Origin of the sequence: Solibacillus sp. FSL W8-0474 (assembly GCF_038004065.1) — a bacterium.
GTDB lineage: Bacteria > Bacillota > Bacilli > Bacillales_A > Planococcaceae > Solibacillus > Solibacillus faecavium.
On the sequence record NZ_JBBOQJ010000001.1, the window covers coordinates 2,400,801 to 2,425,111 of the forward strand.

Below are 24,311 nucleotides of genomic sequence, written 5' to 3' on the forward strand. Positions count from 1 at the left end.
GCACCTTTTCATCAGTTTATTTACCTTTGTGATTTTTCTATTATATCAATGTACAACCCAAGAAAAAAGTTTAACACATTTTAGTTATTACGTCTCACAATATATTGCGCAAATTGTTGAAGTAAGGAAGTATCAATGTCGATCTTTCTTAATGCTTCAATAGCCAGTTCATAGTGTTCATTAAGTTTGCTTTTTGCACCTTCTAACGTTAGTAATGCAGGGTATGTACTTTTCTCACTTACAATATCTTTACCTGCTGTTTTACCTAGCTGCTCTGAAGTTCCCTCAATATCTAAAATGTCATCCTGGATTTGGAACGCTAAACCAATATGGTGTGCATATTCGACTAAAGCTTGTCGGTCTGACTCACTAGCATCTGCTAAAACTGCACCCGATTCAATGCTGAAGCGTAATAATGTCCCTGTTTTATTTACATGAACTGTTTCGAGCTCCTGTAAATTTAATAGACATTTTTCGCCATCCATATCCAAAATCTGTCCGCCAACCATTCCTTCTGCACCTGCAGCAACACTTAATAAATTAATCAGTTCAATTCGTTTTTCTGCAGGAATATCGTTCAGTCGAGCAATGACACCAAATGCAATCGTATTTAATGCATCGCCAGCCAAAGTTGCTAATGCTTCTCCATACACAACATGGTTAGTAGGTTTACCACGACGTAGATCATCATCATCCATACAAGGCAAGTCATCATGAATTAAAGAGTACGTATGAATCATTTCAACCGCTGAGCCAACTGTATAGCTTGCTTCCAGTGGTTGATTATACATTTCACAAACCGCTGCAACAAATAATGGACGAATTCGTTTTCCGCCTGCTTTTAATGAGTAAAGCATTGATTCTTTTAAATGGGCAGGTGCCTGAATTTTTTCAACAAGCTCATACATCGTCGCTTCAATTTGTGGAATATTTTGAACAATAAATTGCTTTAACGCGTTTTCCATTAGTTAGTCTTCTCCATTTCCCTGTTGGAAAGCTTTCTTTTCACCATCTTCTCCAACGATTGAAATTAATTGCTGTTCTGCATTTTGAAGTGTGTCATGGCATAGCTTGGAAAGTTCCATACCTTTTTTATAAAGATCAATTGCTTCTTCTAAAGGTACGTCTCCTTGCTCAAGCTTGCGTACTACTTCTTCTAGTTCTGTCATTGCTGTCGCAAATGTTGGTTTTGTCACTTTGCTTCCCCTTCCTTATTCACATGCTTTTTTTCGACCTTTGCTTCTGCAAATCCGTCTTGAAACGTTACATGAAGAGTGTCGCCCTTTTCCAACTCATGAATTGATTTTACTACGTTTTCCTCTTTATATGCTACGCTAAAGCCCTTACTCATAAGCGCAAGTGGATTCAATGCCTCCAGCATGCGCAATTGGTTAGTAAAAGCCACTTTGCTTTGTGCTAACTGTTGCTGCATTCGTTGCGTCAATAGCTCTGTTCGATGGCTCAATTGCTGTTTCGCTGCCGATAACTGATGACTCGGCGAATGTAGCTTCATTTTACTGTCGATCGTTTGTAGCTTTGATATTTCATTCATCAAATATAGCTTTGTTGCATTTTGCAGTGCAGCATCCGTTTGCGCCAGCCTTTCAATAAAAGGACGATATAATCGCTCAGGTGTTGCAAGTGGATAGGAATTTTGCATTTTTGTTAATCGATTACGTTCAAAATTAAGACGGCTTGTCATCATTTGATAGAGAATTGATTGATGATGCAAAATTTGCTGATACAACTGCTGCTGATTAGGAACAGCCAATTCTGCTGCTGCTGTTGGTGTAGGCGCACGTAAATCCGCTACAAAATCCGCAATTGTCGTATCTGTTTCATGTCCTACAGCACTAATGATTGGGATGCGGCTTTCAAAGATGGCCCGCGCCACAATTTCTTCATTAAATGCCCACAAGTCCTCTATTGATCCACCACCACGTCCGACAATAAGAACATCACAAAGAGAATGCCGATTCGCCAAATAGATATTTTCTGTAATTTTTGGCGCTGCCCCAGCCCCTTGAACAAGCGTTGGGTAAATTAATATTTCCGCCTGTGGATAGCGTCGTTTAATCGTCGTACAAATGTCCCGAATGGCTGCACCAGTAGTAGCTGTTAAAACCCCGATAGTTTTTGGGTATTGTGGGATCGGTTGCTTAAAATTTTGATTGAACAACCCTTCCTTTTGAAGACGTTCCTTTAATTGGTTAAAGGCAACGAAAAGACCTCCAATTCCATCTGGCTCCATCGTTTGGGCATATAATTGATATACACCGCTTGCCTCATATACGTTGACATCCCCACGTATGAATACTTTCATACCCTCTTCAGGTTTAAACGAAAGTTTGGAAGCTTGTGTACGGAACATTGTGGATGTTATACGTGCACTATCGTCTTTTAACGTAAAATATATATGGCCTGAACTATGTACTTTTACATTCGAAAGCTCCCCCGTTACATACACATCACGTAAATGGGGATCGGCATCAAATTTTCGTTTAATATATTTCGTTAATGCTTTTACGGATAAATAAGAAGTCGAAGTCATATACGTACTGCTCCTTTACGATAGGATATTTCAATAATTTTGTTTTATTATGCCTTTTTTGGACAAAGTTTTTCGCAGAAATGAGTCTACAAAGTAACATTCAACTCATTATTATCTATAATTATTGCCTATTTAAGCGAAAAAACACGATTTTGATCTACGTCAAAATCGTGATTTTTGAAGTTAGATTATTCCGCTTGACGTTCTAACTCTTTTTCAGCTGCCTGCACCGTATTTTCCAATAGCATTGTAATTGTCATTGGACCTACACCGCCTGGCACTGGTGTAATATGAGAAGCGATTCCCTGAACATCATCAAAGTTCACGTCTCCGCATAGATGATTTTCTTCATCACGGTTAATCCCAACATCAATAATAACCGCGCCTTCTTTAATGTGCTCACTTGTAATAAAGTTCGCACGGCCAACTGCTGCGATTAAAATATCTGCTTGTTTCGTGAAAGATGGCAAGTCAGGTGTTTTTGAATGAGTATATGTAACGGTTGCATCTTTTTGTAGTAGTAGTTGTCCCATTGGCTTCCCAACGATATGGCTACGACCTACGATGACCGCATGCTTTCCGGCAACATCAATTCCGGAGTGTTCAAGTAATTTCATCACCCCGTAAGGTGTACATGGCAAGTATGTATCTTGTCCTAACATCATTTTCCCTACGCTAATCGGCGAGAAGCCGTCGACATCTTTTTCCGGGGAAATTGTTTGAATAACTTTATCTTCATCGATATGCTTCGGTAATGGGAGTTGAACAAGAATACCGTGAATATCTTTACGATTGTTTAATTCACGAATTTGTTGAAGTAAAGCTTGTTCGGAAATATCTTCTGGGAGTTTGATTAGGTCTGAAAACATACCAATTTGCTCACAAGACTTTTGCTTGTTGGCAACATATGTTTTCGAAGCCGGGTTATCCCCCACTAAAATAACTGCCAATCCAGGTGTTATCCCTTTTGCTTTAAGCACTTGGACACGTGCCGCAACTCCTGTGCGAATTTCCTGACCGATTTCTTTACCATTGATAATTATACTTGACATGTTGTTACTCCTTCCAGTGATCACGACAATTTGGAAGGTCACCAAAATTATTGATAACCAACCAATTTAAATCTCATATATTAATCTTTATAGATTTGAATACATTTATTGATTTATTGCTCAGTAAATTTCGAAAGTACACCATTGACGAACTTGCTTGATTTTTCATCACTGAATGTTTTGCAAAGTTCGATTGCTTCATTCATTACAACTTTATTTGGTGTTTCTGCCTCATACAATAATTCGTATACGGCTAAACGTAAAACAGTTCTCTCAATTTTTGGTAGACGGCTTATCGTCCATTTTTCCAGGTTTTTTTCTAGCGCTTGGTCAATTGCTTCCAAGTTTTCAGTTGTCCCACGAACTAATTGTTCCAAAAAGGCATTCGATTTTTGTTCTTCTTCAAGAACATGACCAATCGCCTCTTCTATTGAAAGTTCTGTGCTGTCTAACTGAAACAAAGCTTGCAACGCTTTTTGGCGCGCCTCTGTTCGTTTCATAAATTAAAGCTCTCCTTCATAAGTAGCATTACTTGTTATCATAGCATATTTTGCAAGGCATAGCACAGTTTGACGGAAATTTTTTGGCGGTAAAAAGAGATTTGTGTAAACTATCTTAAAATGGTGAAATTTGCGCTAAAAAAACGACATGTTTAAGTAAAACAACATGCCGTTCCTATACTTTATATACAAGATTTTAAATTACTAATTGTTCTGAAGCGGAATCATCAGTGTGCCTGTTTCGCGCTTGTCGTTTTCCGAACCCGGGAATTCAAATAGGTACGTAATTTGCTCCATCGATTCCTTTAGTACAAAGAACTGAAAATGCGCCATATTTTCCAGGAAATATCGGATGTCCTGCATCGCCATTAACTCCCCTACTTCTTCATAATGCGCTAATGCTTGTTTAAAGTAAGCTGTAATTAAGGTTAAATCCTCTTCATTTGCCGTACGAATATAATCTTTGCTCATGTTTATTAACTCCTCAACTAGACTATGACATATTATAGCATAATTCGGAAAAGGTATGAGACTGACAGCCTCCTATTTAAATGCTTGGGCAGCTTTTATTGCTTTATGCCAGCCGGTAAATAACTTTTCACGTTTTTCTTCATCCATTTTTGGTTCGAATTGACGATCTAGCTGTCTATGTTGTTGGACTTCGTCAGTATTTTCCCAGAACCCAACAGCTAAACCGGCTAAGTAGGCTGCACCAAGTGCGGTAGTCTCATTTATTGAAGGTCGCTCAACCGGCACGTTAAGTATATCGGATTGAAATTGCATTAAAAAGTCATTCATTACTGCGCCGCCATCTACTCGTAGCATTTTAAGTTTAATCATTGAATCGGATTCCATCGCCGATAGTACATCACGCGTTTGGTACGCTAGAGATTCCAATGTTGCACGAATAAAGTGCTCCTTCGATGTTCCACGAGTTAAACCAAATACAGCTCCGCGCACTTCGCTATCCCAATACGGGGTTCCCAATCCTACAAAAGCGGGTACGACATAGACACCTTCCGTATCTTCCACACGCTTGGCATATGCTTCGCTCTCAGCAGATTTCCTGAACATACGTAGACCATCGCGTAACCACTGGATAGCTGAACCTGCCACAAAAATACTTCCTTCCAGTGCATATGTTACTTTCCCGTCGTAGCCCCAAGCAATCGTAGTGAGCAGCCCATGCTCAGATTTCACCGCTTCTTCCCCGGTATTCATAAGCATAAAGCATCCAGTTCCGTATGTGTTTTTCACCATTCCCTTTTCGTAACAGGCCTGACCGAATAAAGCCGCCTGCTGATCACCCGCTATACCCGCAATGGGCACTTGATGACCGAAGAAGTGATTACCGGAAATTACTCCGTATACTTCAGAGGACGGTTTGACTTCAGGTAGCATCGATTGTGGTATACCTAATATTTCAAGAAGCTGTTCATCCCACTTCAGTTCATAAATATTGTACATTAACGTACGGGAAGCATTCGAGTAGTCGGTTACATGAACTGCACCTTCTGTAAGCTGCCATATAATCCATGTATCGATCGTTCCGAATAATAGGTCACCCGCTTCTGCTTTTTCCCTTGCACCTTCTACATTATCCAAAATCCATTTCACTTTTGTTCCGGAAAAATAAGCATCCAAAAGGAGTCCGGTCTTATCACGGAAAAGAGTATCGTGTCCGGCTTCTCTTAATTCATCGCAAATCCCAACAGTTTGGCGTGATTGCCACACGATCGCATTATAGACGGGTTCCCCTGTATGTTTATCCCATACAACAGTCGTCTCACGTTGGTTTGTAATGCCGACCCCTTCAATTTGGGTAGATTTTATATTGTTTTCGGAAAGCACTTTCGCAATTACAGCTAAGATTGAACTCCAGATTTCTTTTGCATTATGTTCAACCCATCCTGATTTCGGAAAGTACTGTCTGAATTCTTGTTGTGCTACATGAACAATATCTCCTTTTTTGTTGAATAAAATAGCACGCGAGCTTGTCGTACCCTGATCCAATGACATAATATATTTTTCCATCATGTAATCTCCTTTGTAGTGGATTTCGGTTGTGTAAGAAACGCTGCAATACAAATAACAATAAACAATGCAGCAAATACCCAAAATGTCACTGTACTTTCATTTAAAAAGAATTGTTTGTAAAATAATGCGCCTGTTGCCCCTCCTATAATCGGACCGATAATTGGTACGAAAGCATACGACCAATCTGAGTCTCTCTTATTTGGAATAGGCAGTAAAAAATGGGCAATACGTGGACCTAAATCGCGTGCCGGATTTATTGCATATCCAGTAGGTCCACCTAAACTCATACCAATAGCCATAACTATTATCCCTACAAGCAGTGGATTAATCCCATCTGCTAGTGAGTTGCCCCCGAGCGCCAAAATCCCTAACAATAAGATGAACGCGCCAATCATTTCCGTAACAGTATTTGATAAAGGGTGACGAATAGCGGGTATTGTTGCGAATACGGATAGCTTGGCATCCGCATCCTCTGTTTTTGACCAATGCGGCAAATATGCAAGGTACACAATTACTGCCCCAATGATAGCTCCTATTAATTGGGCAAGTATATACATCGGAACATCTATCCATGGTAATTCGCCAATTGTCGCGAACGCAATAGTTAATGCTGGATTTATATGAGCACCGCTAATCCCTCCAACAGTGTATGCTGCAATTGCCACAGCAAAACCCCAGGCAATCGTAATGAGGACCCAACCGCCATTTTCGGCTTTAGAAAATTTTAACAAAGAGCCGGCAACAACTCCACCACCTAATACAATTAATATCATCGTACCTACGAGTTCAGCTAAAAAAGTCGACATTCACTCCACCTCTATTTGTTGGATATTGTTACGTTTTTTAGTTCGTTTTCGAGTTGTTGTATTTGATATTGCTTTTGATTTTCTGTCCAGTTCAAATATTCGGCCATTTCATTTATTACGGTTTCTTTATACCGTCTTACCAAATCGATATTAAATAGAAGCGCACCTGTTCTGCGAATGAAGAAGTCTGTAGGAGTACATGCAAATTCCTCATTCATTGCATAATAAAGCTGACCATATACAATGGGCGGTAAATCTCCTTTAGCCTGTGAGATATAATGAAATACCTTGTCAACATTCGTTCCGTAAAACTTCGCTAAATAGCGGCTTTGATCTTCCGTTAAACCATATTGCTGTCCCGTTATAGTACGCTTACTGACAAACCGTTCAAAATATTTAGAGCCACTCATATCTCCGCCTGAAATAGGGAGGTTCTTTGTAATGGACTTCCCGTATGACTGCTGATATTCATCATTTAACTGTGAAACAACTAAGTCCACAATTTTTTCAGCCATTTTCCGGTAACCTGTCAGTTTCCCACCGGCAATTGTAATAAGCCCGCTTTCAGACTGCCATATTTCATCTTTCCTTGAAATTTCGGAAGGAGCTTTCCCTTCTTCATGAATAAGTGGTCGGACACCTGCCCAAGCGGACTCTATTTTTTCTTCAGTTATTTGCAATTGAGGGAACATATAATGAATCGCATCCAAAATATATTGACGGTCTTCTTTTGTAATATCCATATCTTTTGGATCACCATCATAAAAAGTATCCGTTGTCCCTACATAAGTTTTTCCATCACGAGGAATCGCAAAAATCATTCTTCCGTCTTTTTCCGTATCAAAATAAATGGCCTGCTGTAATGGGAAATCTTCCTCGTCAAAAACAAGATGGACACCTTTTGATAAAATAAGGTGTTTATTATTGAACTCTCCATCTAATTTTCGTACGTCATCCACCCAAGGACCGGCTGCATTTACTACCTTCTTTGCTTTAATAGCATAATGTTCACCCGTTAATTGGTCTTCTACCTTTACTGTGGAGAAGGCTAAATTAGTTGATTCAAATCCAACCACTTTCAAATAATTCATTGCCATTGCTCCATTAGCGGCTGCCGCCTTCATCACTTCAATTGTAAGCCGGGAATCGTCTGTTCGATATTCCACATAGACACCACCTCCAAGTAAACCATCTTTTTTAATAAGTGGTTCGCGGGCAATAGTCTCATCTGCAGAAAGCATAAATCTTCTTTCATCTTTTTTAACGCTCGCTAAAATATCGTATACTTTCAAACCAAGCGCCGTTGAGAATGTACCGAACGTCCCACCTTTGTGAAACGGCAGCAGCATCCATACAGGTGTCGTCACATGAGGACCATTTTCATATACAATTGCCCTTTCACGTCCTAGTTGTGCCACTTCTTTAATTTCAAATTGCTTCAAATAGCGCAATCCCCCATGTACAAGCTTCGTTGAACGGCTACTCGTTCCTTCTGCAAAATCCTGCATTTCTGCCAATCCTACCTTCAATCCTCGTGTTGCAGCATCAAGCGCAATACCTGCTCCTGTAATGCCGCCTCCTATCACAAAAAGATCAAACGTTTCTTCTTGGAATACTTTCTTCATTCGTTCTCTAGCTGTTGCTGAAAAGTTTCCCATTTAACGTTTCCTCCTAACTATACAAAACTGTAATTCTATACCCTATTTTTACCCTGTCCCTACACATAAATTCATAAAAGCAGGAAAAAATGAGTTCAACAATGCATATTTGGACTTACACAACAAAAAACCGAGCTTCATTGGAAAATAAGCTCGGTCACTTGGTTCATATTATTATTCTGCGTCTTTTGTATTTTCGAACTGAACACCCGTAATATGGATATTCACTTCACTCGTTTCAATAGCTGTCATATTTAGAATAGCTTGACGAATCGTTGTTTGTACATCTTTTGCTACTTTTGGAATCGCAAAGCCATATTTAACCGTGCAGAAGACATCGATAACAATATTACCCTCTTCTGACATAGCCGATTTAATCCCTTTAGAATGTACTTTTTTACCGAAACGCTCGGCAACACCTGATGCAAAATTTCCGCGTGTTGCTGCGATTCCTTCTACTTCCGTTGCAGCTATACCTGCAATTACTTCAATTACTTCTGGCGCTACTTCAATCTTTCCTAGCTCTTCTTTGCCAACTGGTGTAGGTTGAACAAATGCTACATGTTGTTTCTCAGCCATTTGCGATACATCCTCTCTTATGTAAACTAATGGATTTCTAACGCTTTTACTTTAAATCCTTATGTTCAGTATACTACAATTATACACTTCATGTAGAATGGATACGCCACTTTTCTAACAGGAATGTTTATTCTCAGTCATTCCAAACAAATTGCCCATGGTTTGGATCTACTAGTTTAACGTCGTACTCCTCACAATAATGCTTTGCAGCAAATAATATATCCTGTCTCACTCTCAACATAATCTCCGAGTCATTCGTATCGACAAAATAACGGATAAGAATACGACAACTATTTGGCCTAAGCTCATCCATTGCTACATGGATGACATTTTTTGACGTCTTCGGATGCAGTGAAATCTGCTTACGTAATCTTTCAATAAACTTAACAATCGTCTCCTCGCTATTGTCATTTGAAAGGAACAAGTAATGCTCTACTTTTCGCTGTGTACGCTTTGATAAATTGTATATAGGGCGATTCACCAAATACGAGTTCGGTACATAGACCAGACCTTTATCGGACGTTTGGATAAGGGTACTTCGTAAATTAATATCTTCAATAGTCCCATCAATTTTTTCATCACTGGACATTATCCAATCGCCAACTTGAAATGGTTTATCAAGTGCAACACTCATCCCGCCAAAAATATGAGCCAGTGTATCACGAATACCAAAAGCCAGCGCTACCCCGGTTAATCCAAGTGCTGTTAAAAACCCATTTAAATTAAAATTCCACAATGAAGCAATTGTAAACATTGCAATAGTCATAACAGCAACTTTACTAATCCGCAAGAAAAATGGTGTTAAAATATCCTGGTCTTTCCCCGTTTCAAAACGATGTGGATTTTTCAAATAAAAACTCAACACATCATAAAGTGCATTAAATGCAAAAAATACATAAACCGAATCAATATAAATACTTAGCTTTTCATTGTCAAATAGCCATACTTCCACTAAAAGCGATATTGCTATTACAATTAAACTGAAAATAAGCGCATTACGTAATGATGGATATACGCTCTTTGCAATATCACTCATTACCGGATGACCTTTTTTATTTAACAAATCCGCTATTTTAAATAGAAGCGGGCGAATAATTAATCGGATGATAAGTATACCAACGATTAAAATCGCAGCAGCAGCTAATGCATCTGGTAATGTAGGTACAGTAACAGATGGTATTAACCATTTAATCGATTCCCACATAATTTCACCTTCTTTACAACGTTAAATCAAAATCATACCATGTAGTGAAATGGTTTGACTAATACAATAAGATTTCCGGAATTTTTAGTCTTTTCTCGTTTTATATCTTGATTATCGGTTCATAAATTCGTATTATTTCCTTACAAACAATATGCACAACTATTCAGCATTAAAACGGAGGTATCGTAATGAAATCAATAAAGGAACAGTTTTTACAGTTAGAACAACAGCTCATGCTTTACCGTAAACATGATTTTATAGCTTTTTTAAGCGAAGATTTCAAAGAATTTGGTTCCTCTGGCGGCATTATGGATAAAAAATTTCTACTTGAAAATGTAACCGAACAAGGAATTAACGAAATCTATTATGACGTCACTGACTTTGAAGCGCTACTACTTACGGACGATATTGTACAAACAAGGTTCATCACAACAAATTTAACTAATGGTAAACAACAAAATCGAAGCTCACTTTGGCGCAACGAAAACGGAACATGGCGTATATTTTTTCACCAAGGTACACCGGCGGCAAATTAAAAAGCTACTCCCAGTCGAGAGCAGCCCATTTATTAAGACTTTTTTAATACTTCCTTATATTGATGTGTAGTCCGTATTTCAATAGTAAGCGTGTTTTTCGAATAAAAGGTTCTAATTAAAAACGGCGCCCCGCTATTATTTTGGAATTTAAAATCCAATGTGTCATATGAAACCGTTGCGTCTCTACCGGTTGGAACATAGCCGATGTTTAGAGAATGATGGTGTCTTTCTTTCATTTTAACTCCAAGTTGATCCACCGCATTAAATAAAGTAGATGACGTTTGGCAAATCCCTCCGCCTATACCCATTACAAGCTGCTTATTAATAATTTCCGGAGCCGGTTGGTAGCCTTTTGACACCGATCGTTCACCAACCATTGTATTGAATGAGAAGGTGTCCCCATCCCCTACTATTATGTTATTGAGCGCATTTGCGGAAAGCTCGATATTTCTGCTTCTCCCTGTTTCAGACGAGGAGAAATATGTTGTAAATGAAGCAACAGTAACATCATTCATTGAGGGAATGTCCTCAGCGTTATAATTACTCTCTAGCAAATATAAGGGCAAAAAAATATCTTCACCTTTATATGAAGAAGCAATTATTTTTTCCACTAATTCACTTTCCTTTAAAAGGATTCCGGGATTCCCTTTGACAATATCACCGTTAACGTCCACTCTATCCAATTCCATTTTTTGATCATATCCAGGGATATCCTTTGTACCTCTAGCCAACTTCCTTGCTATTTCTTCAACTTTTGTTTGGTACAATTTATCATCCACCCCGAAACCAAGCAATTGAGGCGAAAAGGATTTTACAATTTGTAAAGTTCTTGGATCAATTAAGGTAATCACGACGGGATAGATGAATTGTTGTTCTGCCACGGCGGTTTCAGAAGTAGATAACTGGAAATCAGTTACTACGTCCAAAACTTGTTCATTTTTTTCATTATCTCCCTTATCCTTTGTCTGCAAATTCGGTTGGCAACCCGATAAAATGCTTACACTTATAAAAAAGTAAATAATCCATTTTTTCATTTTATTTCCCCTATCTATAAAAGCAAAGATTGTCTAGTCTATTCAGAAATTTTCTTTTAGTACCGTTACTTTTATAGGTAAGGAAGGGGATAAATAATAAGTATTATGAACTTCCACCGCTTTATTTTTTCGCTTCCTTCGCTTCTTTTTCCCATTTAGTAAGGGCAGGATAAGGATCAAACGCCCACTCTGTCCGCCCATTGAATTTATAAATTCCATAATGGAGATGCGGAGGAAATTTCCCTGCTGTACCTTCTTTTCCGTACCCAGTACTTCCAACATATCCTATAACTTGTCCAGTTTTTACAATATCACCTTCCTGTAAGCCTTTTTCAAAAGAGCCTAGGTGTGCATAGTAGTGATATGAATTATGATTATCTCGAATTCCAATACGCCATCCTCCAAATTGATTCCATCCCATCACTTCCACTACACCATAGGAAGCAGAAAGTACAGGTGTATTGTAAGGCGCGAATATATCCGTTCCTTCATGATTTCGCCTTCCACCCCATCCTCTATTGGCTCCCCATGTACCTCTATAACTATATTGTGCTCCAAGCATAATCGGAAACGTATGCTGATCAAGTTCAATTGTTCTAAACTTCTCATACAATTTCGCCAACACAACGATTTGATTGACCGATATTTCGTTTTTATAGTAATCCCATAAAGCTAATTTAAAATTATCCTCACCGTAGCCATACTGTCTTAAATAATTGGCCATCGATAGCAATACATCCTCATCGTTCTGTTTATCCGCAATTCCATCACCATCACCGTCAATTCCCAACCCTTTAAAATAGGCAATGGATAGTGGCGATATATCATTTTCGGCTGGATTTAAGGCTCCTGACCAAAATTCATCCGAAAATTGAATAGCAATGACCGATTCGCGTTTCGGTATATCCGTTCGAACTTCCTGGATATTGCGCTCAAATTGGTCAACTGCCGCTAAATAATACCATGGCATCAATACATTTTCGTGCTTCATATAATAACTCATTCTTTTTTGCACCAATTCCTCTTTTGTCGGTGGATTTTCAGCCTCGGAAGACGCTTGTGCAATTGGTGTAAAAGTCCATAAGATTGCGGTCGTGATAATCATTGCAAGTCGGTACATATTTCCCTCACTCCTCTACAATATGGTGCTTTGCTTCATTTTGTAAATGAAGCATTTGGGAAATCGTAATAAATTTATATCCGTTTTTTTTTAGTTCAGGCAAGATTTTCTCTAATGATTTTACCGTCTGCTCCCGATTCCCTCCACCATCATGAAACAATATGACATCGCCATTCTTTAGTCCTTTTAACACGGTGTTGACGATTTTATTAACACCTGGCTCTTTCCAGTCTTCTGTATCCTGATGCCAGGACCACATCACAATCTTATAGCCGTTTTTTACGACTTCATTTACGATATCCTCCGTATAGTAGCCTTCAACTGGTCTAAATAAATATGGCTTTTCCCCCGTAATACTAAAAATAACATCCGATGTTTGATTAATTTCTTCTACAATGCGGGAAACTGATTTTGAATTCGGATGGGTATATGTGTGATTTGCAATTTCATGTCCTTCTTCAGACATACGAAGCACAACTTCGGGAGTTTTTTCAGCGTGCTGTCCCACGATGAAAAAAGTTCCCTTTGCTTCATATTGTTCGAGCAAATCCAAGATCTGCTCTGTATACTTTGGGTGCGGCCCATCATCAAATGTAAGTGCAACAACTTTTTCATCTGTTTTTATATCCCAAATAATATGTCCGGTCTCCTCATAATACTGGCGTCCTTTTTCTAAAGATTTTGCATTCGTTGCCCCGAGACTATGGAAAACATAGAATGCCGCAAATAAAAATAAAAGGACTAAAAATGTAATAAACACAATTCTTTTAATTCTTTTTCTTGACACATTATCACTTCCTTTATTAATTTACTCTTTGTTAGTATTTAGAGAAACGTAAAAAAAATGTACTCAATTTAAAGTGAATTAAATCCAATTAAATAATGGTAAAAAATTGTATTTCAAAAACAAAAAAAGCGCTGTTTCATAAAGAAACAACACTTTTCATAAATTTAGTGTGGTAAATAAGCTAACTGTAATACAAATAAAATCGCAAATATATAAACAAGTGGATGTACTGCACGTCCACGACCTTTAATTAGCATAATAAGTGGATAACTGATAAATCCTAAAGCAATCCCTGTAGAAATACTTGAAGTTAACGGCATCGATAAAATAACTAAAAACGCAGGAAATGCATCTTCTATTTCATCCCAATTTATATGCTTAACAACACTAATCATTAGACTTCCTACAATAATCAGCGCCGGTGACGTAATTGCTGCTACACCAGATAAGGAACTGACAAGTGGACCGAAAAATGAAGCGAAGATAAACAGTACAGCGACCGTTAAAGCAGTTAAACCTGTACGACCACCTACCGCTACACCAGAGCCTGATTCTAAGTACGCTGTTGATGGACTTGTCCCGAACATCGCACCAGCAGTGGTTGCAAGTGAATCGGAAATAAGTGCTTTACGTGCACGAGGTAATTTTCCATCCTTCAATAATCCTGCCTGCTTTGATACGCCGATTAATGTACCTGTCGTATCAAATAATGTAACTAAAATGAATGAAAAAATAACGCCGTATAAACCGTATTCAATCACTTCCGATATCGCAGTGATTGGATTGAATACAATCAAGCCTTCCGGTAAATGCGGAAGCGCCACTACTTTATCGATTGAAAGTTGTCCTGTGAACATCGCAATAACTGCGGTCACAACCATACCGATAAAAATTGCCCCGTTTACTTTACGTGCCATTAATGAGACTGTTATGAATAGCCCGATAAACGTAAGTAATGGTGCCGGTTCTGTAATATCTCCAAACTTGACTAAATTGGATGTATCCGCCACGACAATTTCAGACATACGAAGCCCGATGAAAGCAATAAATAAGCCAATCCCTGCTGTAATCGCCAATTTAAGGTTTTCCGGAATGGCTTTTATCAGCTTCTCACGGAATGGAGTTAAGCTAATAATAATAAATAAAATACCAGCAATAAATACTGCTGAAAAGGCAGTAGTATACGTAATCTCACCATTTGAGGCTAATACAACAGTATAAGTAAAATATGCGTTTAATCCCATACCCGGTGCAACGGCAATCGGATAGTTCGCACAAAGCGCCATCCAGCCTGTCCCGATAACTGCTGCGATAATTGTTGCCATAAATACTTGATCAACCGGAACTCCAGCAAATGATAAAATAATTGGATTGACGATAATGACATATGCCATCGTTAAGAACGTTGTCAGTCCAGCAAACAATTCACGCCTTACGGTAGTCCCATTTTCTTTCAATTGAAACATTTGCATAACCTTCTTTCAAACACGAACATTTTTAAACAACTCATATATAATATTCGTTTATAGAACTAATTGCAATCTTTTAACATAAATTTAGATAAAGTCTTAATTTTCTGCATTGTCAGAATTACACCTCGTTATTTGCATACCATTTTAATAAACTGTATATAAGCATTGTCTCCGCTTATCTATTTATCCATTCATATCTTTTTAAAGCGAATTATGAATTACATCATTATAATTTATTCCCCAATACCTACAAGTAAAATCATCAACTTTTTTCCTGTCAAACCTCTACGTTTTAATAACGCATTGAGTTTCTACTATTATTTTTGCGTTAAATTAAGATGATTCGAGACGGATAACTACTTGTCTCCTTGTCTAATCAAATTTCACTGTGCATGAATAAGTGTAAATGTATCCGCGGTATGATAATGTTAACCCAACTAAATGAGGTGTTAACTTGGATGAAATTGAAAGAAGGAAATGTTTAGACGATATACGACTCCATAAAGTACGCACCAAAAAATTACGGATTTTAATCGCTAATACCGTTGATGCTGACGTTAAAAAGCACTTAACTAAAGGATTGATTTGGCATATCAAGTCCAAACGAAAGTTAAAGCAAATGTTAATCGACGACATCGAGGAGCATTGATCGGCTAGTTTTAAAAAACTGTAGCGAAATTTTATAGGGGATGCGTCAGTTTTCCGTAATGCTGTATCCTGGGTAATAATTGTCTGTCCATGATCGTCTACTTTCACTTAACGAGCATTTGTCGGTGAATTTTCTATATAAAAACCGTGGATTTCTTTTTTGACAAGAAAAACCCCCTAACAATTTCTTGTTAGAGGGTACAAATTTATGGCATTCCGATATTTCTAAATCCGTAAGACAACCTAATATCCTTCCCGCTCAATGAACGATTAGAATAGCGTCATATCCACGATTAAGCCTTCACATTCACGCCTAAAATATCATTCTCTTCAAGGAACTTCGTGTTGAATTTCGCTGATTTGAATACGTCGTTGTTCATTAAAGCTTGGTGGAATGGAATTGTAGTGTTAATTCCAGGTCCAGCTACTTCGAACTCTGATAAAGCACGATCCATTTTGGCGATTGCTTCCTCACGCGTGTCAGCATGTACAATCAGTTTTGCTACCATTGAATCGTAATATGGTGGGATTGTATAGCCTGCATATACAGCAGAATCAATACGAACCCCATATCCGCCTGGTACAACATAAGTTTCTACCGTACCTGCTGAAGGCATGAAGTTTTTGTATGCATTTTCAGCGTTAATACGACACTCAATTGCCCAACCGTTGATTTTAATATCTTCTTGCTTGAATGGCAGTTTTTCACCAGAAGCAATTTTTAATTGTTGCTGAACTAAGTCAACACCTGTGATCATTTCTGTTACAGGATGCTCTACTTGGATACGAGTGTTCATTTCCATGAAGTAGAATTTATCTTCCTGATAATCATAAATGAACTCAATTGTACCTGCACCTTCATAGTTACAAGCAAGCGCTGCTTTCACAGCTGCTTCACCCATTTGTGCACGACGCTCTTCAGAAAGTGCCGGTGATGGCGCTTCCTCAACTAGCTTTTGCATACGGCGTTGTACCGTACAGTCACGCTCACCAAGGTGAACAACATTGCCAAAACTATCTGCAAGCACTTGAATTTCACAGTGACGGAAATACTCAATGAACTTTTCCAAGTAAACACCAGGGTTGCCGAATGCAGCCGCAGCTTCTTTTTGAGTAATCTCAATACCTTTTACAAGATCCTCTTCAGTGCGTGCTACACGGATTCCTTTACCGCCACCACCAGCAGTTGCTTTAATGATGACTGGGTAACCGATTTTCGCCGCCCATTGTTTACCTGTTTCGATATCCGGTACAATACCAGTACCAGGAACTAAAGGAACGTTTGCCGCTTCCATTGTGTCACGTGCAACGTCTTTAATCCCCATAATTTTAATCGCATCCGAAGAAGGACCGATAAATTTAATACCCGCGTTTTCACAAGCCTCTGCAAATGCTGCGTTTTCCGCCAGGAAGCCATATCCAGGATGGATTCCGTCAGCACCTGTTTTTTGTGCTACCCCTAAAACAGCCGGGAAACTTAAATACGAATCTTTCGATAATTTAGGACCGATGCAGTATGCTTCATCCGCTAACTTTACGTGTAACGCATCTGCGTCAGCTTCTGAATATACTGCAACAGTTTGAATACCAAGCTCTTTACATGCACGGATAATACGTACCGCAATTTCGCCACGGTTTGCGATTAATACTTTTTTCATTGATAGTTACGCTCCTTATTCAGCTTTTACTAGGAATAAAGGTTGACCATACTCTACTAATTGGCCATCTTGTACTAAAATTTCTACAATTTCACCTTTAATTTCAGCTTCGATTTCGTTGAATAACTTCATTGCTTCTACGATACATACGATTGATTCATCGCCTACTTTGTCGCCTACTTTTACGTAAGGTGCTGCTTCAGGGTTTGGAGATTGATAGAAAGTTCCGACCATTGGAGAAGTGATTTTATGTAAATCAGCTGCGTTTTCCACTGGTGCTGGAGTTTCTACTTTAGGAGCCGGTGCTGGGATTGATGCTACCGCTGTTGGAGTTGGTGCTGCAACTTGCGCTACTGGTGCCTCCTCTACTTTTTTAGGAGCTACTACTTCTGTTACACCATTCTTTTTCTTTAATTTAACCTTTGCGCCGTCCGCTTCATAAACAAACTCGTCGATAGATGATGCGTCTACTAATTTAATAATTTCTCGGATTTCTTGAACTTTGAACATTCTTAACTCTCCCTTTAAAAAAGTAATAACAATACAAACCCTATTTTATAATTTTTCCGACTATTTTGAAATACTTTATTTTAAATTACATAAAAATAGGCATAAAACAGAACAAATGTATATTAAAACAAAGAAATAAATAACCATCTGCTATATAACACAGCTTTGTAATTTACATTAATAGGACGATCAATTAATTAAAAGGTTCAAACTTTACCTGTACATTTACATAGTCATTAAATTCAGAACGTACGATGTACATAATTTCACTCGCCTGCTGTTTTGAAATCTCATCAGACATAACTGTTACCATTACTTTTTCTTCGTCAATCCGAACAAGTGCATCGGAATATCCGATTGATTTAATAAGCATTTCCAACATTGCCTCTGAAGACTCTAACTTAATAAGCTCATCCATTTCATTGAATGCCGTATTCTTTTCTTCCGCGCTGTATTCATCAGATGCAATTTTTTGTGTTAATTGCGCTTTCAATTGGCTTCGTTTGTTTGCTTGCTCTAGGCGCACTTCCTGGAATAAATCACTTTCTGAATTAACTGGTTGAGTTAGCTCTTTGTTAACACCTAAAATATCCGTTTCATTAATAGCTTCATCAGAAAAAATAGTTAAGATATTCGGTGTATTGTCTTCAAAAATGTAGAATACAGAAATTACCGCAACTAGGCTTACTAATGTTAAAAACCATACTGTTCGCTTTTTCACTTTCACTTATTTTCCTCCTTAATTTGCATTGGTACCACTTGAATACGATGCGCCGGAATTTGAAGAACATGCCCCACTGTTTCCTTTAGCATGATTTTCACGTCGGCCCTGTTTGCTCCTTGTGCCACAATAATGACACCTGATAGTTTCTCTTGTTGTGTCACAGCTAAAAACTGTTGTTCCTTTTGTTGATCATAGTGAAAATAAACCTGTACTTGTCCGACTGAATCAATTTCACTTAATAAATTTGCGAGCTGTTCTTCATTTGAGCGATTTTTTTCCCCTTTCTCTGATTGTGGTAGAAGAAAGAATAAACAAAGAATAAATACAACGGCAATGAAGATTAAAATGATAGGACGATTCGCTTGTTTCTTTTCCACATTATTAAGCGTATGCGCCCCCTTCTCTACTAGATTTCAACATAATGTATGAACGAATGAACTCGGTTATGCAAAGAATGAAAGAATTGTGCTTGTCACAAATAAATATAGGGCAAGCTTCACATAGACTTGCCATTGCTTTTCATCTGCAAACACAAGCAAACTGCTCCCCAGCAAAATAAATAGAAATAATTGAATCACGTTTTTCCTCCCATGGACATCTGCATAAAGAAAATAAATAATAGCACGATAAACATAATGGCAAAGCCGAGCAAAAATGCGACTGCACATAAAACAAACAGCGTCTTTCCGACATCATCAAATAAACTGCTTAATCGCATATTTGTAAAAGGCTCGGTAACTGCGCCCATCACCTTAAATAGCAGGGCATGTAAGAGCAATACGGTTGCAGGATAAAAGGCTGCCCCCCAAACGATTGTTAAAAAGGAGAGTCCAATAAAAGTCGAAACAGTTGATTGGGTTTTTTGGAAAAAGGACAATCCTTCAACAATAAGACTTCCGATTAAAGGGATATTTTGTTCTATTAATTTTTTTATAGGAGATTTTAATGCATCGTTTAATTGGATAAATGCAATGCCGGATAATGTAAGAATAGATGTGAGTGCCACGACAGAAGCAATCATGACGCTCAATATGGAAGAGCGAATAAGGTCTGCAGCTTTAGTAAAGGAAATTGCCGGATATATTTTCGTACATACATCGAAAACTAGGGCGAGGACAAGAGCTGGTATTAAAATGTTCGTACTGACAAATAAAATAATTTGAACAAATATAATAATAATAGGATTCCAGGCGATTGCTGTAAAAACTGTTTGAATCGTCAACAGCATGAACGTCATAATCGGTAATATAGCCATGAAAAAATTTTGAAGCAATGCGATTAATTCATATAGTACGACAAAAGCATCGACTACATTTTGCGCAAATACTACAATAAAAAGCAGGATAAATAACTGCTCTATTAACACGACTTCACTCGGTACTAGGGCAATTAACAGTAAATACAATAAAATGTAGATTGCAACGAGCAATAACGAAAATAACAAAGATTGAAATGGCTCGGTAAAGATTGAAAAGAACGTCTCCATTACTGTAGCCTTTCTAATAGTTGGATTAACACCTGAAACTTAGGTTGCAAAAGATTGATCCAATATAAAACTGCTGTCATGCGGACGGACAATGTAACCAGTGTTGCAAATGCATCATACTCATATTGCTCCAATAGCTGGCAGATCAATTCATTCATTAGGAAAAGCAATGCCGTAAACAATAGTCCCTTACTATAGGGAACACTATTAAAAATAACGGCAAGTCGCTGCCAAAGTGGGATTAATTGTTCGCGAATAACAAATTGGAAAAAAATAAAAAATGCGATGACGACGATAATCGAGTGCAACTTGTCCATTGTCTGTTTTAAAAATAAAAACAGAACTAAGTAAATGACACTAGCAAATAAGGCAATCATTTAGCTAGACTGCTGTCAACCATTGAAAAAATACGACAATCTCTTGAAAGAACAAGCGCAAAAATCGGATTAATTCAATCGTCATATATAAATACGCAATAAAGAATAAGAAAAATGAAAACTCTTTTTTTCCTAAATGTTCGAAGAATAAATGAAGAAGTGCAATAATCAACCCAATCCCTGCAACACGAAGCACATCTTGTAATTCCAATAAAGCCCTCCTTCCTTAACGAAACTATATGCAATTCATAACGAAATAAGCACAAAAAACGCCAATGAGAAAGATTTTATCCTTCGTCATCAGCGATCTCCTGTTAATGATATAAATGTCCGATAATCTCTTTTATCGTTCCTTCTTTAGCCAAATAGCTATTTTCCCCCATCCATAGAGACATATATTCAGGGTTATTTTGATTGGCACTCTCTTTCCGAATATGTAATGTTAAATAATGTTGGATAGGATACGGCGCCACTATAGCATCCTTTAATTGCTCAGTAAATTTATTTTTCAGGCCACGTGCATATTTTCCTGTAAATGCCTTAGTCAATGTTGTGGACTCCTGTGAAGAATGTAATATGGCATTTTTATGGGTTTTTGCAGCACCACACTCATGAGTCGTCAATAATACCGTTCCAACTTGTACAAACGAAGCACCTAAGGATAGCATGCTAGCTACATGCTCTTTTGTCATTATGCCTCCAGCAGCAATAATCGGAATCGATACTTTGTCCCGTACAGTCTTCACTAAATAGGCTGTTGCAATGAGTTCGATTGGTTCAGTAAATGTGCCGCGGTGACCGCCTGCTTCACGCCCTTGTAAAACAACAGCATCTAGCCCTGCCTTTTCAACCGCAACGGCTTCTTCGATTGTTGTCGCTGTGCCAATTAAATACACATCATGCGATTTCAAATTCTTAATAGTATCTTCATCCGGAATGCCAAATGTAAACGATACGATATTCACACCTTCATCAATAATCGCCTGAACTTGCCCTTCGAAAACTTCTGTTGAAATAACGCGTTGTATTTTGGGTATGCCGAGTTCATCATAAATCGGCTGTAGTGCATCACGTGCATCTTGAAGAACACTCACATCAATTCCAGGCTCCTCCTGAATGAACAAATTCACACTAAATGGCTTATTCGTTAATGATTTCACCTTTTTAATAAAGTCCTTCGTCTCTTCTCCATTTAAATAGCCTGCTCCTATTGAACCTAATACTCCTGCTTCACAACAGGCTGCCACAAATTCAGGAGTTGTAATACCTGCCATCGGTGCTTGTATGATTGGTTTTTCAATCGAAAAACTTGATTTCATAATTGTCCCACCCCCTTTTTTAATTATACTAACCCACCCCTTAATTATCTATAATTTCTAGAGAATGGAAGGTATATTTATATTCCCTCTAATATAAATTGTCACAAAAAAATAGAGATACCGCATAAAATGCAGTATCCCTATACAAAGATTCAGGTACACGTGCAGATTATGCGCGTGAAACGTAAGAACCTTCAGTTGTATTAATGATTAGTTTGTCACCTTGGTTAACGAAGAATGGTACGTTTACCATTAAGCCCGTTTCCATTTTAGCTGGTTTAGTACCGCCTGAAGCTGTATCACCTTTAATACCTGGCTCTGTTTCAGCAACTTCTAAAGTAACTGTATTCGGTAATTCAATACCGATTAATTCGCCTTGGTAAGATTGGATGTGAAGCTCCATGTTTTCTAATAAGTAGAATAACTCATCTTTAATTTGCGCTTCAGATAGAGTAGTTTGATCATATGACTCTAAGTCCATGAATACGTGCTCGTCACCTTGTGCATATAAATATTGCATTTTACGGTTGTCGATCATCGCTTTTTCTACTTTTTCACCCGCACGGAATGTTTTTTCTGTCACGTTACCATTACGTAAGTTACGTAATTTAGAACGCACGAATGCAGCACCTTTACCTGGTTTTACGTGTTGGAATTCAAGTACGCGGAATAAGTTACCGTCAACGATAATTGTTAAGCCTGTACGGAAATCGTTTACTGAGATCATGAATTATTTCCTCCAAATTATAAAATAATTAATTCTTTTGTCGAATGTGTTAGTACTTCATTACCCGTTTTTGTGATTAAAATATCGTCCTCAATTCGAACGCCACCAATTCCAGGAATGTAGACACCCGGTTCAATTGTTACAACCATATTTGGCTCTAGCACAGTATCAGATCGGAATGATAACCCAGGTCCTTCATGCACTTCCAAGCCGATACCATGACCAGTTGAGTGACCAAATGCATCGCCTAAGCCTTTTGATTTTAAGTAATCACGTGCCACTGCATCTGCTTCGATCCCTGTCATGCCTGGACCAACTTTTTCAAGTGCTAGAAGCTGAGACTCGAGTACAGTATTGTACATTTCAACCAACTTCTCTGAAGGTTGTCCTACAGCGATTGTACGTGTTATGTCCGAAATGTATCCATTATAGTAAGCACCAAAATCAAGGGTTACAAAATCGCCCGTTTCAATAATTTTATTTGTCGCGACACCATGTGGCAATGCTGAACGCAAACCACTTGCAACAATAATATCAAAAGAAGAGCTTGTAGCACCTTGTTTACGCATGTAAAATTCTAATTCATTCGAAACCTCAAGCTCTGTTATTCCAGGCTTGATGAACTTTAAAATATGTGTAAATGCATCATCTGCAATTTCACAAGCAACCTTAATAATATTAATCTCTTCCGCAGTCTTAATCAAGCGAATTTTTTCGATTAAGCCTGAAACTGGGATAAAATCAGTTTTTACTGTAGATTTATATACTTCATATGTACCAAAATGCATCGCATCCTTTTCAAATGCCAATGATTTCACACCCATTAACTCTGCTTGTTTCGCTACTTCTTCAAAAATCGGTCCTGTATGTTGGGCAATTCGGAAATCTTTAATTTGTTCTGAGGCCTGCTCAGTATATCGGAAATCAGTAATAAATACAGCGTCGTTTTGTGAAACGATTGCCACTCCTGCAGTTCCAGTAAAGCCTGTCATATAACGACGGTTATATTCATTTGTAATTAATATTGCATCTACATTATGTTCGATTAATGCCTGTCTCAATTTTGTTAGTTTCACGATTTCTCATTCCCCTTTTTATTGTTGTAAAAACTTGCGCATGGCCAGCTCATAGCCAAATGTACCAAGTCCGCAAATTTGCCCTATACATTGTGCAGCCAATTTCGATTCGTGACGAAATGCTTCGCGTGCATGGATATTGGAAATATGCACTTCGATTACCGGTACATTTACAGAAGCAATTGCATCCCGTAGCGCGATACTTGTATGTGTATATGCACCAGGATTAAAAACAATACCATCAACTTCTGTGTCAGCCGCCTCATGAATCCAGTCAATGAGGACCCCTTCATGATTAGACTGCCGGAAATCGATTGTAGCATCAAACGAACTTGCCAGCGCTTCGCATTTAACCTTTACATCGTCTAATGTTTCAGCTCCGTAAATTTCCGGTTCACGCATTCCTAAACGATTTAAATTTGGACCATTTAAAATAAGTAGCTTCATCAA

General features: G+C 38.2%; 29 protein-coding genes. 2 read left to right on the forward strand and 27 right to left on the reverse strand.

Annotated features, from left to right (window positions below; translation table 11 throughout):
- Positions 1 to 80: 80 nt before the first annotated feature.
- The 11 genes from NYE67_RS12070 to NYE67_RS12120 all read right to left on the reverse strand — a co-directional run bounded on the left by NYE67_RS12070 (position 81) and on the right by NYE67_RS12120 (position 10,387).
- Positions 81 to 965: a polyprenyl synthetase family protein gene (locus NYE67_RS12070; RefSeq protein WP_340730189.1), complete on the reverse strand. Its 885-nt coding sequence runs from the start codon at positions 963 to 965 to the stop codon at positions 81 to 83.
- A 3-nt stretch (positions 966 to 968) separates the two neighbouring features.
- Entirely contained in the window at positions 969 to 1,196 is a 228-nt protein-coding gene (gene xseB / locus NYE67_RS12075) for an exodeoxyribonuclease VII small subunit (RefSeq protein ID WP_008404237.1), read from the reverse strand.
- Positions 1,193 to 2,551, reverse strand: coding sequence for an exodeoxyribonuclease VII large subunit (xseA, locus tag NYE67_RS12080; RefSeq protein ID WP_340730190.1), 1,359 nt, complete (start codon positions 2,549 to 2,551; stop codon positions 1,193 to 1,195). The genes xseB and xseA overlap by 4 nt, the downstream gene beginning before the upstream one ends.
- Before the next feature lie 188 nt (positions 2,552 to 2,739).
- Positions 2,740 to 3,603, reverse strand: coding sequence for a bifunctional methylenetetrahydrofolate dehydrogenase/methenyltetrahydrofolate cyclohydrolase FolD (gene folD, locus NYE67_RS12085; protein WP_340728337.1), 864 nt, complete (start codon positions 3,601 to 3,603; stop codon positions 2,740 to 2,742).
- Between the two features lie 113 nt (positions 3,604 to 3,716).
- Positions 3,717 to 4,103, reverse strand: a complete 387-nt coding sequence (gene nusB / locus NYE67_RS12090) for a transcription antitermination factor NusB (protein ID WP_191699988.1) — start codon at positions 4,101 to 4,103, stop codon at positions 3,717 to 3,719.
- A 204-nt stretch (positions 4,104 to 4,307) separates the two neighbouring features.
- The gene (locus tag NYE67_RS12095) at positions 4,308 to 4,574 is read right to left on the reverse strand and encodes an aminopeptidase (RefSeq protein ID WP_340728339.1); all 267 of its coding nucleotides are present in this window, start codon (positions 4,572 to 4,574) and stop codon (positions 4,308 to 4,310) included.
- Between the two features lie 72 nt (positions 4,575 to 4,646).
- Complete coding sequence (glpK, locus tag NYE67_RS12100; protein WP_340728340.1) at positions 4,647 to 6,137, reverse strand: glycerol kinase GlpK; 1,491 nt, start codon at positions 6,135 to 6,137, stop codon at positions 4,647 to 4,649.
- Positions 6,137 to 6,946, reverse strand: a complete 810-nt coding sequence (locus NYE67_RS12105; protein WP_340728342.1) for an MIP/aquaporin family protein — start codon at positions 6,944 to 6,946, stop codon at positions 6,137 to 6,139. The genes glpK and NYE67_RS12105 overlap by 1 nt, the downstream gene beginning before the upstream one ends.
- 11 nt (positions 6,947 to 6,957) lie before the next feature.
- Positions 6,958 to 8,604, reverse strand: coding sequence for a glycerol-3-phosphate dehydrogenase/oxidase (locus tag NYE67_RS12110; RefSeq protein ID WP_340728344.1), 1,647 nt, complete (start codon positions 8,602 to 8,604; stop codon positions 6,958 to 6,960).
- Between the two features lie 174 nt (positions 8,605 to 8,778).
- Positions 8,779 to 9,183, reverse strand: a complete 405-nt coding sequence (locus NYE67_RS12115; protein ID WP_191699997.1) for an Asp23/Gls24 family envelope stress response protein — start codon at positions 9,181 to 9,183, stop codon at positions 8,779 to 8,781.
- A gap of 133 nt (positions 9,184 to 9,316) precedes the next feature.
- Positions 9,317 to 10,387, reverse strand: a complete 1,071-nt coding sequence (locus NYE67_RS12120) for a mechanosensitive ion channel family protein (RefSeq protein WP_340730191.1) — start codon at positions 10,385 to 10,387, stop codon at positions 9,317 to 9,319.
- Positions 10,388 to 10,575: 188 nt separating this feature from the next.
- Between NYE67_RS12120 and NYE67_RS12125 the strand changes: the two genes are divergently transcribed.
- Complete coding sequence (locus tag NYE67_RS12125) at positions 10,576 to 10,923, forward strand: nuclear transport factor 2 family protein (protein ID WP_340730192.1); 348 nt, start codon at positions 10,576 to 10,578, stop codon at positions 10,921 to 10,923.
- Positions 10,924 to 10,955: 32 nt separating this feature from the next.
- Here the strand turns inward: NYE67_RS12125 and NYE67_RS12130 are convergent, their stop codons facing one another.
- From NYE67_RS12130 to NYE67_RS12145, 4 genes are all read right to left on the reverse strand, one after another.
- A complete protein-coding gene (locus NYE67_RS12130) occupies positions 10,956 to 11,957 on the reverse strand; it encodes a VanW family protein (protein WP_340730193.1) in 1,002 nt (333 codons plus the stop codon).
- Between the two features lie 121 nt (positions 11,958 to 12,078).
- Complete coding sequence (locus tag NYE67_RS12135) at positions 12,079 to 13,077, reverse strand: M23 family metallopeptidase (protein ID WP_340730194.1); 999 nt, start codon at positions 13,075 to 13,077, stop codon at positions 12,079 to 12,081.
- A gap of 7 nt (positions 13,078 to 13,084) precedes the next feature.
- The gene (locus tag NYE67_RS12140; protein WP_340730195.1) at positions 13,085 to 13,864 is read right to left on the reverse strand and encodes a polysaccharide deacetylase family protein; all 780 of its coding nucleotides are present in this window, start codon (positions 13,862 to 13,864) and stop codon (positions 13,085 to 13,087) included.
- A gap of 164 nt (positions 13,865 to 14,028) precedes the next feature.
- Positions 14,029 to 15,330 (reverse strand): NCS2 family permease, encoded by a 1,302-nt coding sequence (locus tag NYE67_RS12145; RefSeq protein ID WP_340730196.1) that lies wholly within the window; start codon positions 15,328 to 15,330, stop codon positions 14,029 to 14,031.
- 460 nt (positions 15,331 to 15,790) lie between these two features.
- On the opposite strand from NYE67_RS12145, the gene NYE67_RS12150 reads away from it, so the two are divergent.
- Entirely contained in the window at positions 15,791 to 15,985 is a 195-nt protein-coding gene (locus NYE67_RS12150) for a hypothetical protein (RefSeq protein ID WP_340730197.1), read from the forward strand.
- 292 nt (positions 15,986 to 16,277) lie between these two features.
- On the opposite strand, the gene accC is transcribed toward NYE67_RS12150, so the two are convergent.
- The 12 genes from accC to aroQ all read right to left on the reverse strand — a co-directional run bounded on the left by accC (position 16,278) and on the right by aroQ (position 24,308).
- Positions 16,278 to 17,642 carry an acetyl-CoA carboxylase biotin carboxylase subunit gene (gene accC / locus NYE67_RS12155; protein WP_191700010.1) on the reverse strand — a complete coding sequence of 455 codons (1,365 nt, stop codon included), beginning with the start codon at positions 17,640 to 17,642 and terminating at the stop codon, positions 16,278 to 16,280.
- Between the two features lie 15 nt (positions 17,643 to 17,657).
- Entirely contained in the window at positions 17,658 to 18,152 is a 495-nt protein-coding gene (gene accB, locus NYE67_RS12160) for an acetyl-CoA carboxylase biotin carboxyl carrier protein (protein WP_191700012.1), read from the reverse strand.
- A 193-nt stretch (positions 18,153 to 18,345) separates the two neighbouring features.
- Complete coding sequence (locus tag NYE67_RS12165; RefSeq protein ID WP_191700014.1) at positions 18,346 to 18,879, reverse strand: SpoIIIAH-like family protein; 534 nt, start codon at positions 18,877 to 18,879, stop codon at positions 18,346 to 18,348.
- Entirely contained in the window at positions 18,876 to 19,253 is a 378-nt protein-coding gene (locus NYE67_RS12170) for a hypothetical protein (RefSeq protein WP_340728358.1), read from the reverse strand. The genes NYE67_RS12165 and NYE67_RS12170 overlap by 4 nt, the downstream gene beginning before the upstream one ends.
- 66 nt (positions 19,254 to 19,319) lie before the next feature.
- Entirely contained in the window at positions 19,320 to 19,454 is a 135-nt protein-coding gene (locus NYE67_RS12175) for a hypothetical protein (RefSeq protein WP_263617017.1), read from the reverse strand.
- Complete coding sequence (locus NYE67_RS12180; RefSeq protein WP_340728362.1) at positions 19,451 to 20,362, reverse strand: stage III sporulation protein AE; 912 nt, start codon at positions 20,360 to 20,362, stop codon at positions 19,451 to 19,453. Before NYE67_RS12180 ends, NYE67_RS12175 begins: the two co-directional genes overlap by 4 nt.
- Positions 20,362 to 20,739: a pyruvate formate-lyase gene (locus NYE67_RS12185; RefSeq protein ID WP_340728364.1), complete on the reverse strand. Its 378-nt coding sequence runs from the start codon at positions 20,737 to 20,739 to the stop codon at positions 20,362 to 20,364. The genes NYE67_RS12180 and NYE67_RS12185 overlap by 1 nt, the downstream gene beginning before the upstream one ends.
- A gap of 4 nt (positions 20,740 to 20,743) precedes the next feature.
- The gene (locus NYE67_RS12190) at positions 20,744 to 20,950 is read right to left on the reverse strand and encodes a hypothetical protein (RefSeq protein ID WP_008404269.1); all 207 of its coding nucleotides are present in this window, start codon (positions 20,948 to 20,950) and stop codon (positions 20,744 to 20,746) included.
- Between the two features lie 103 nt (positions 20,951 to 21,053).
- Complete coding sequence (locus NYE67_RS12195) at positions 21,054 to 22,058, reverse strand: NAD(P)H-dependent flavin oxidoreductase (protein WP_340728365.1); 1,005 nt, start codon at positions 22,056 to 22,058, stop codon at positions 21,054 to 21,056.
- Between the two features lie 169 nt (positions 22,059 to 22,227).
- A complete protein-coding gene (gene efp / locus NYE67_RS12200) occupies positions 22,228 to 22,785 on the reverse strand; it encodes an elongation factor P (RefSeq protein WP_340728366.1) in 558 nt (185 codons plus the stop codon).
- A 17-nt stretch (positions 22,786 to 22,802) separates the two neighbouring features.
- The gene (locus NYE67_RS12205; protein WP_340728781.1) at positions 22,803 to 23,864 is read right to left on the reverse strand and encodes a M24 family metallopeptidase; all 1,062 of its coding nucleotides are present in this window, start codon (positions 23,862 to 23,864) and stop codon (positions 22,803 to 22,805) included.
- Positions 23,865 to 23,879: 15 nt separating this feature from the next.
- A complete protein-coding gene (gene aroQ, locus NYE67_RS12210; RefSeq protein WP_340728367.1) occupies positions 23,880 to 24,308 on the reverse strand; it encodes a type II 3-dehydroquinate dehydratase in 429 nt (142 codons plus the stop codon).
- Positions 24,309 to 24,311 lie beyond the last annotated feature (3 nt).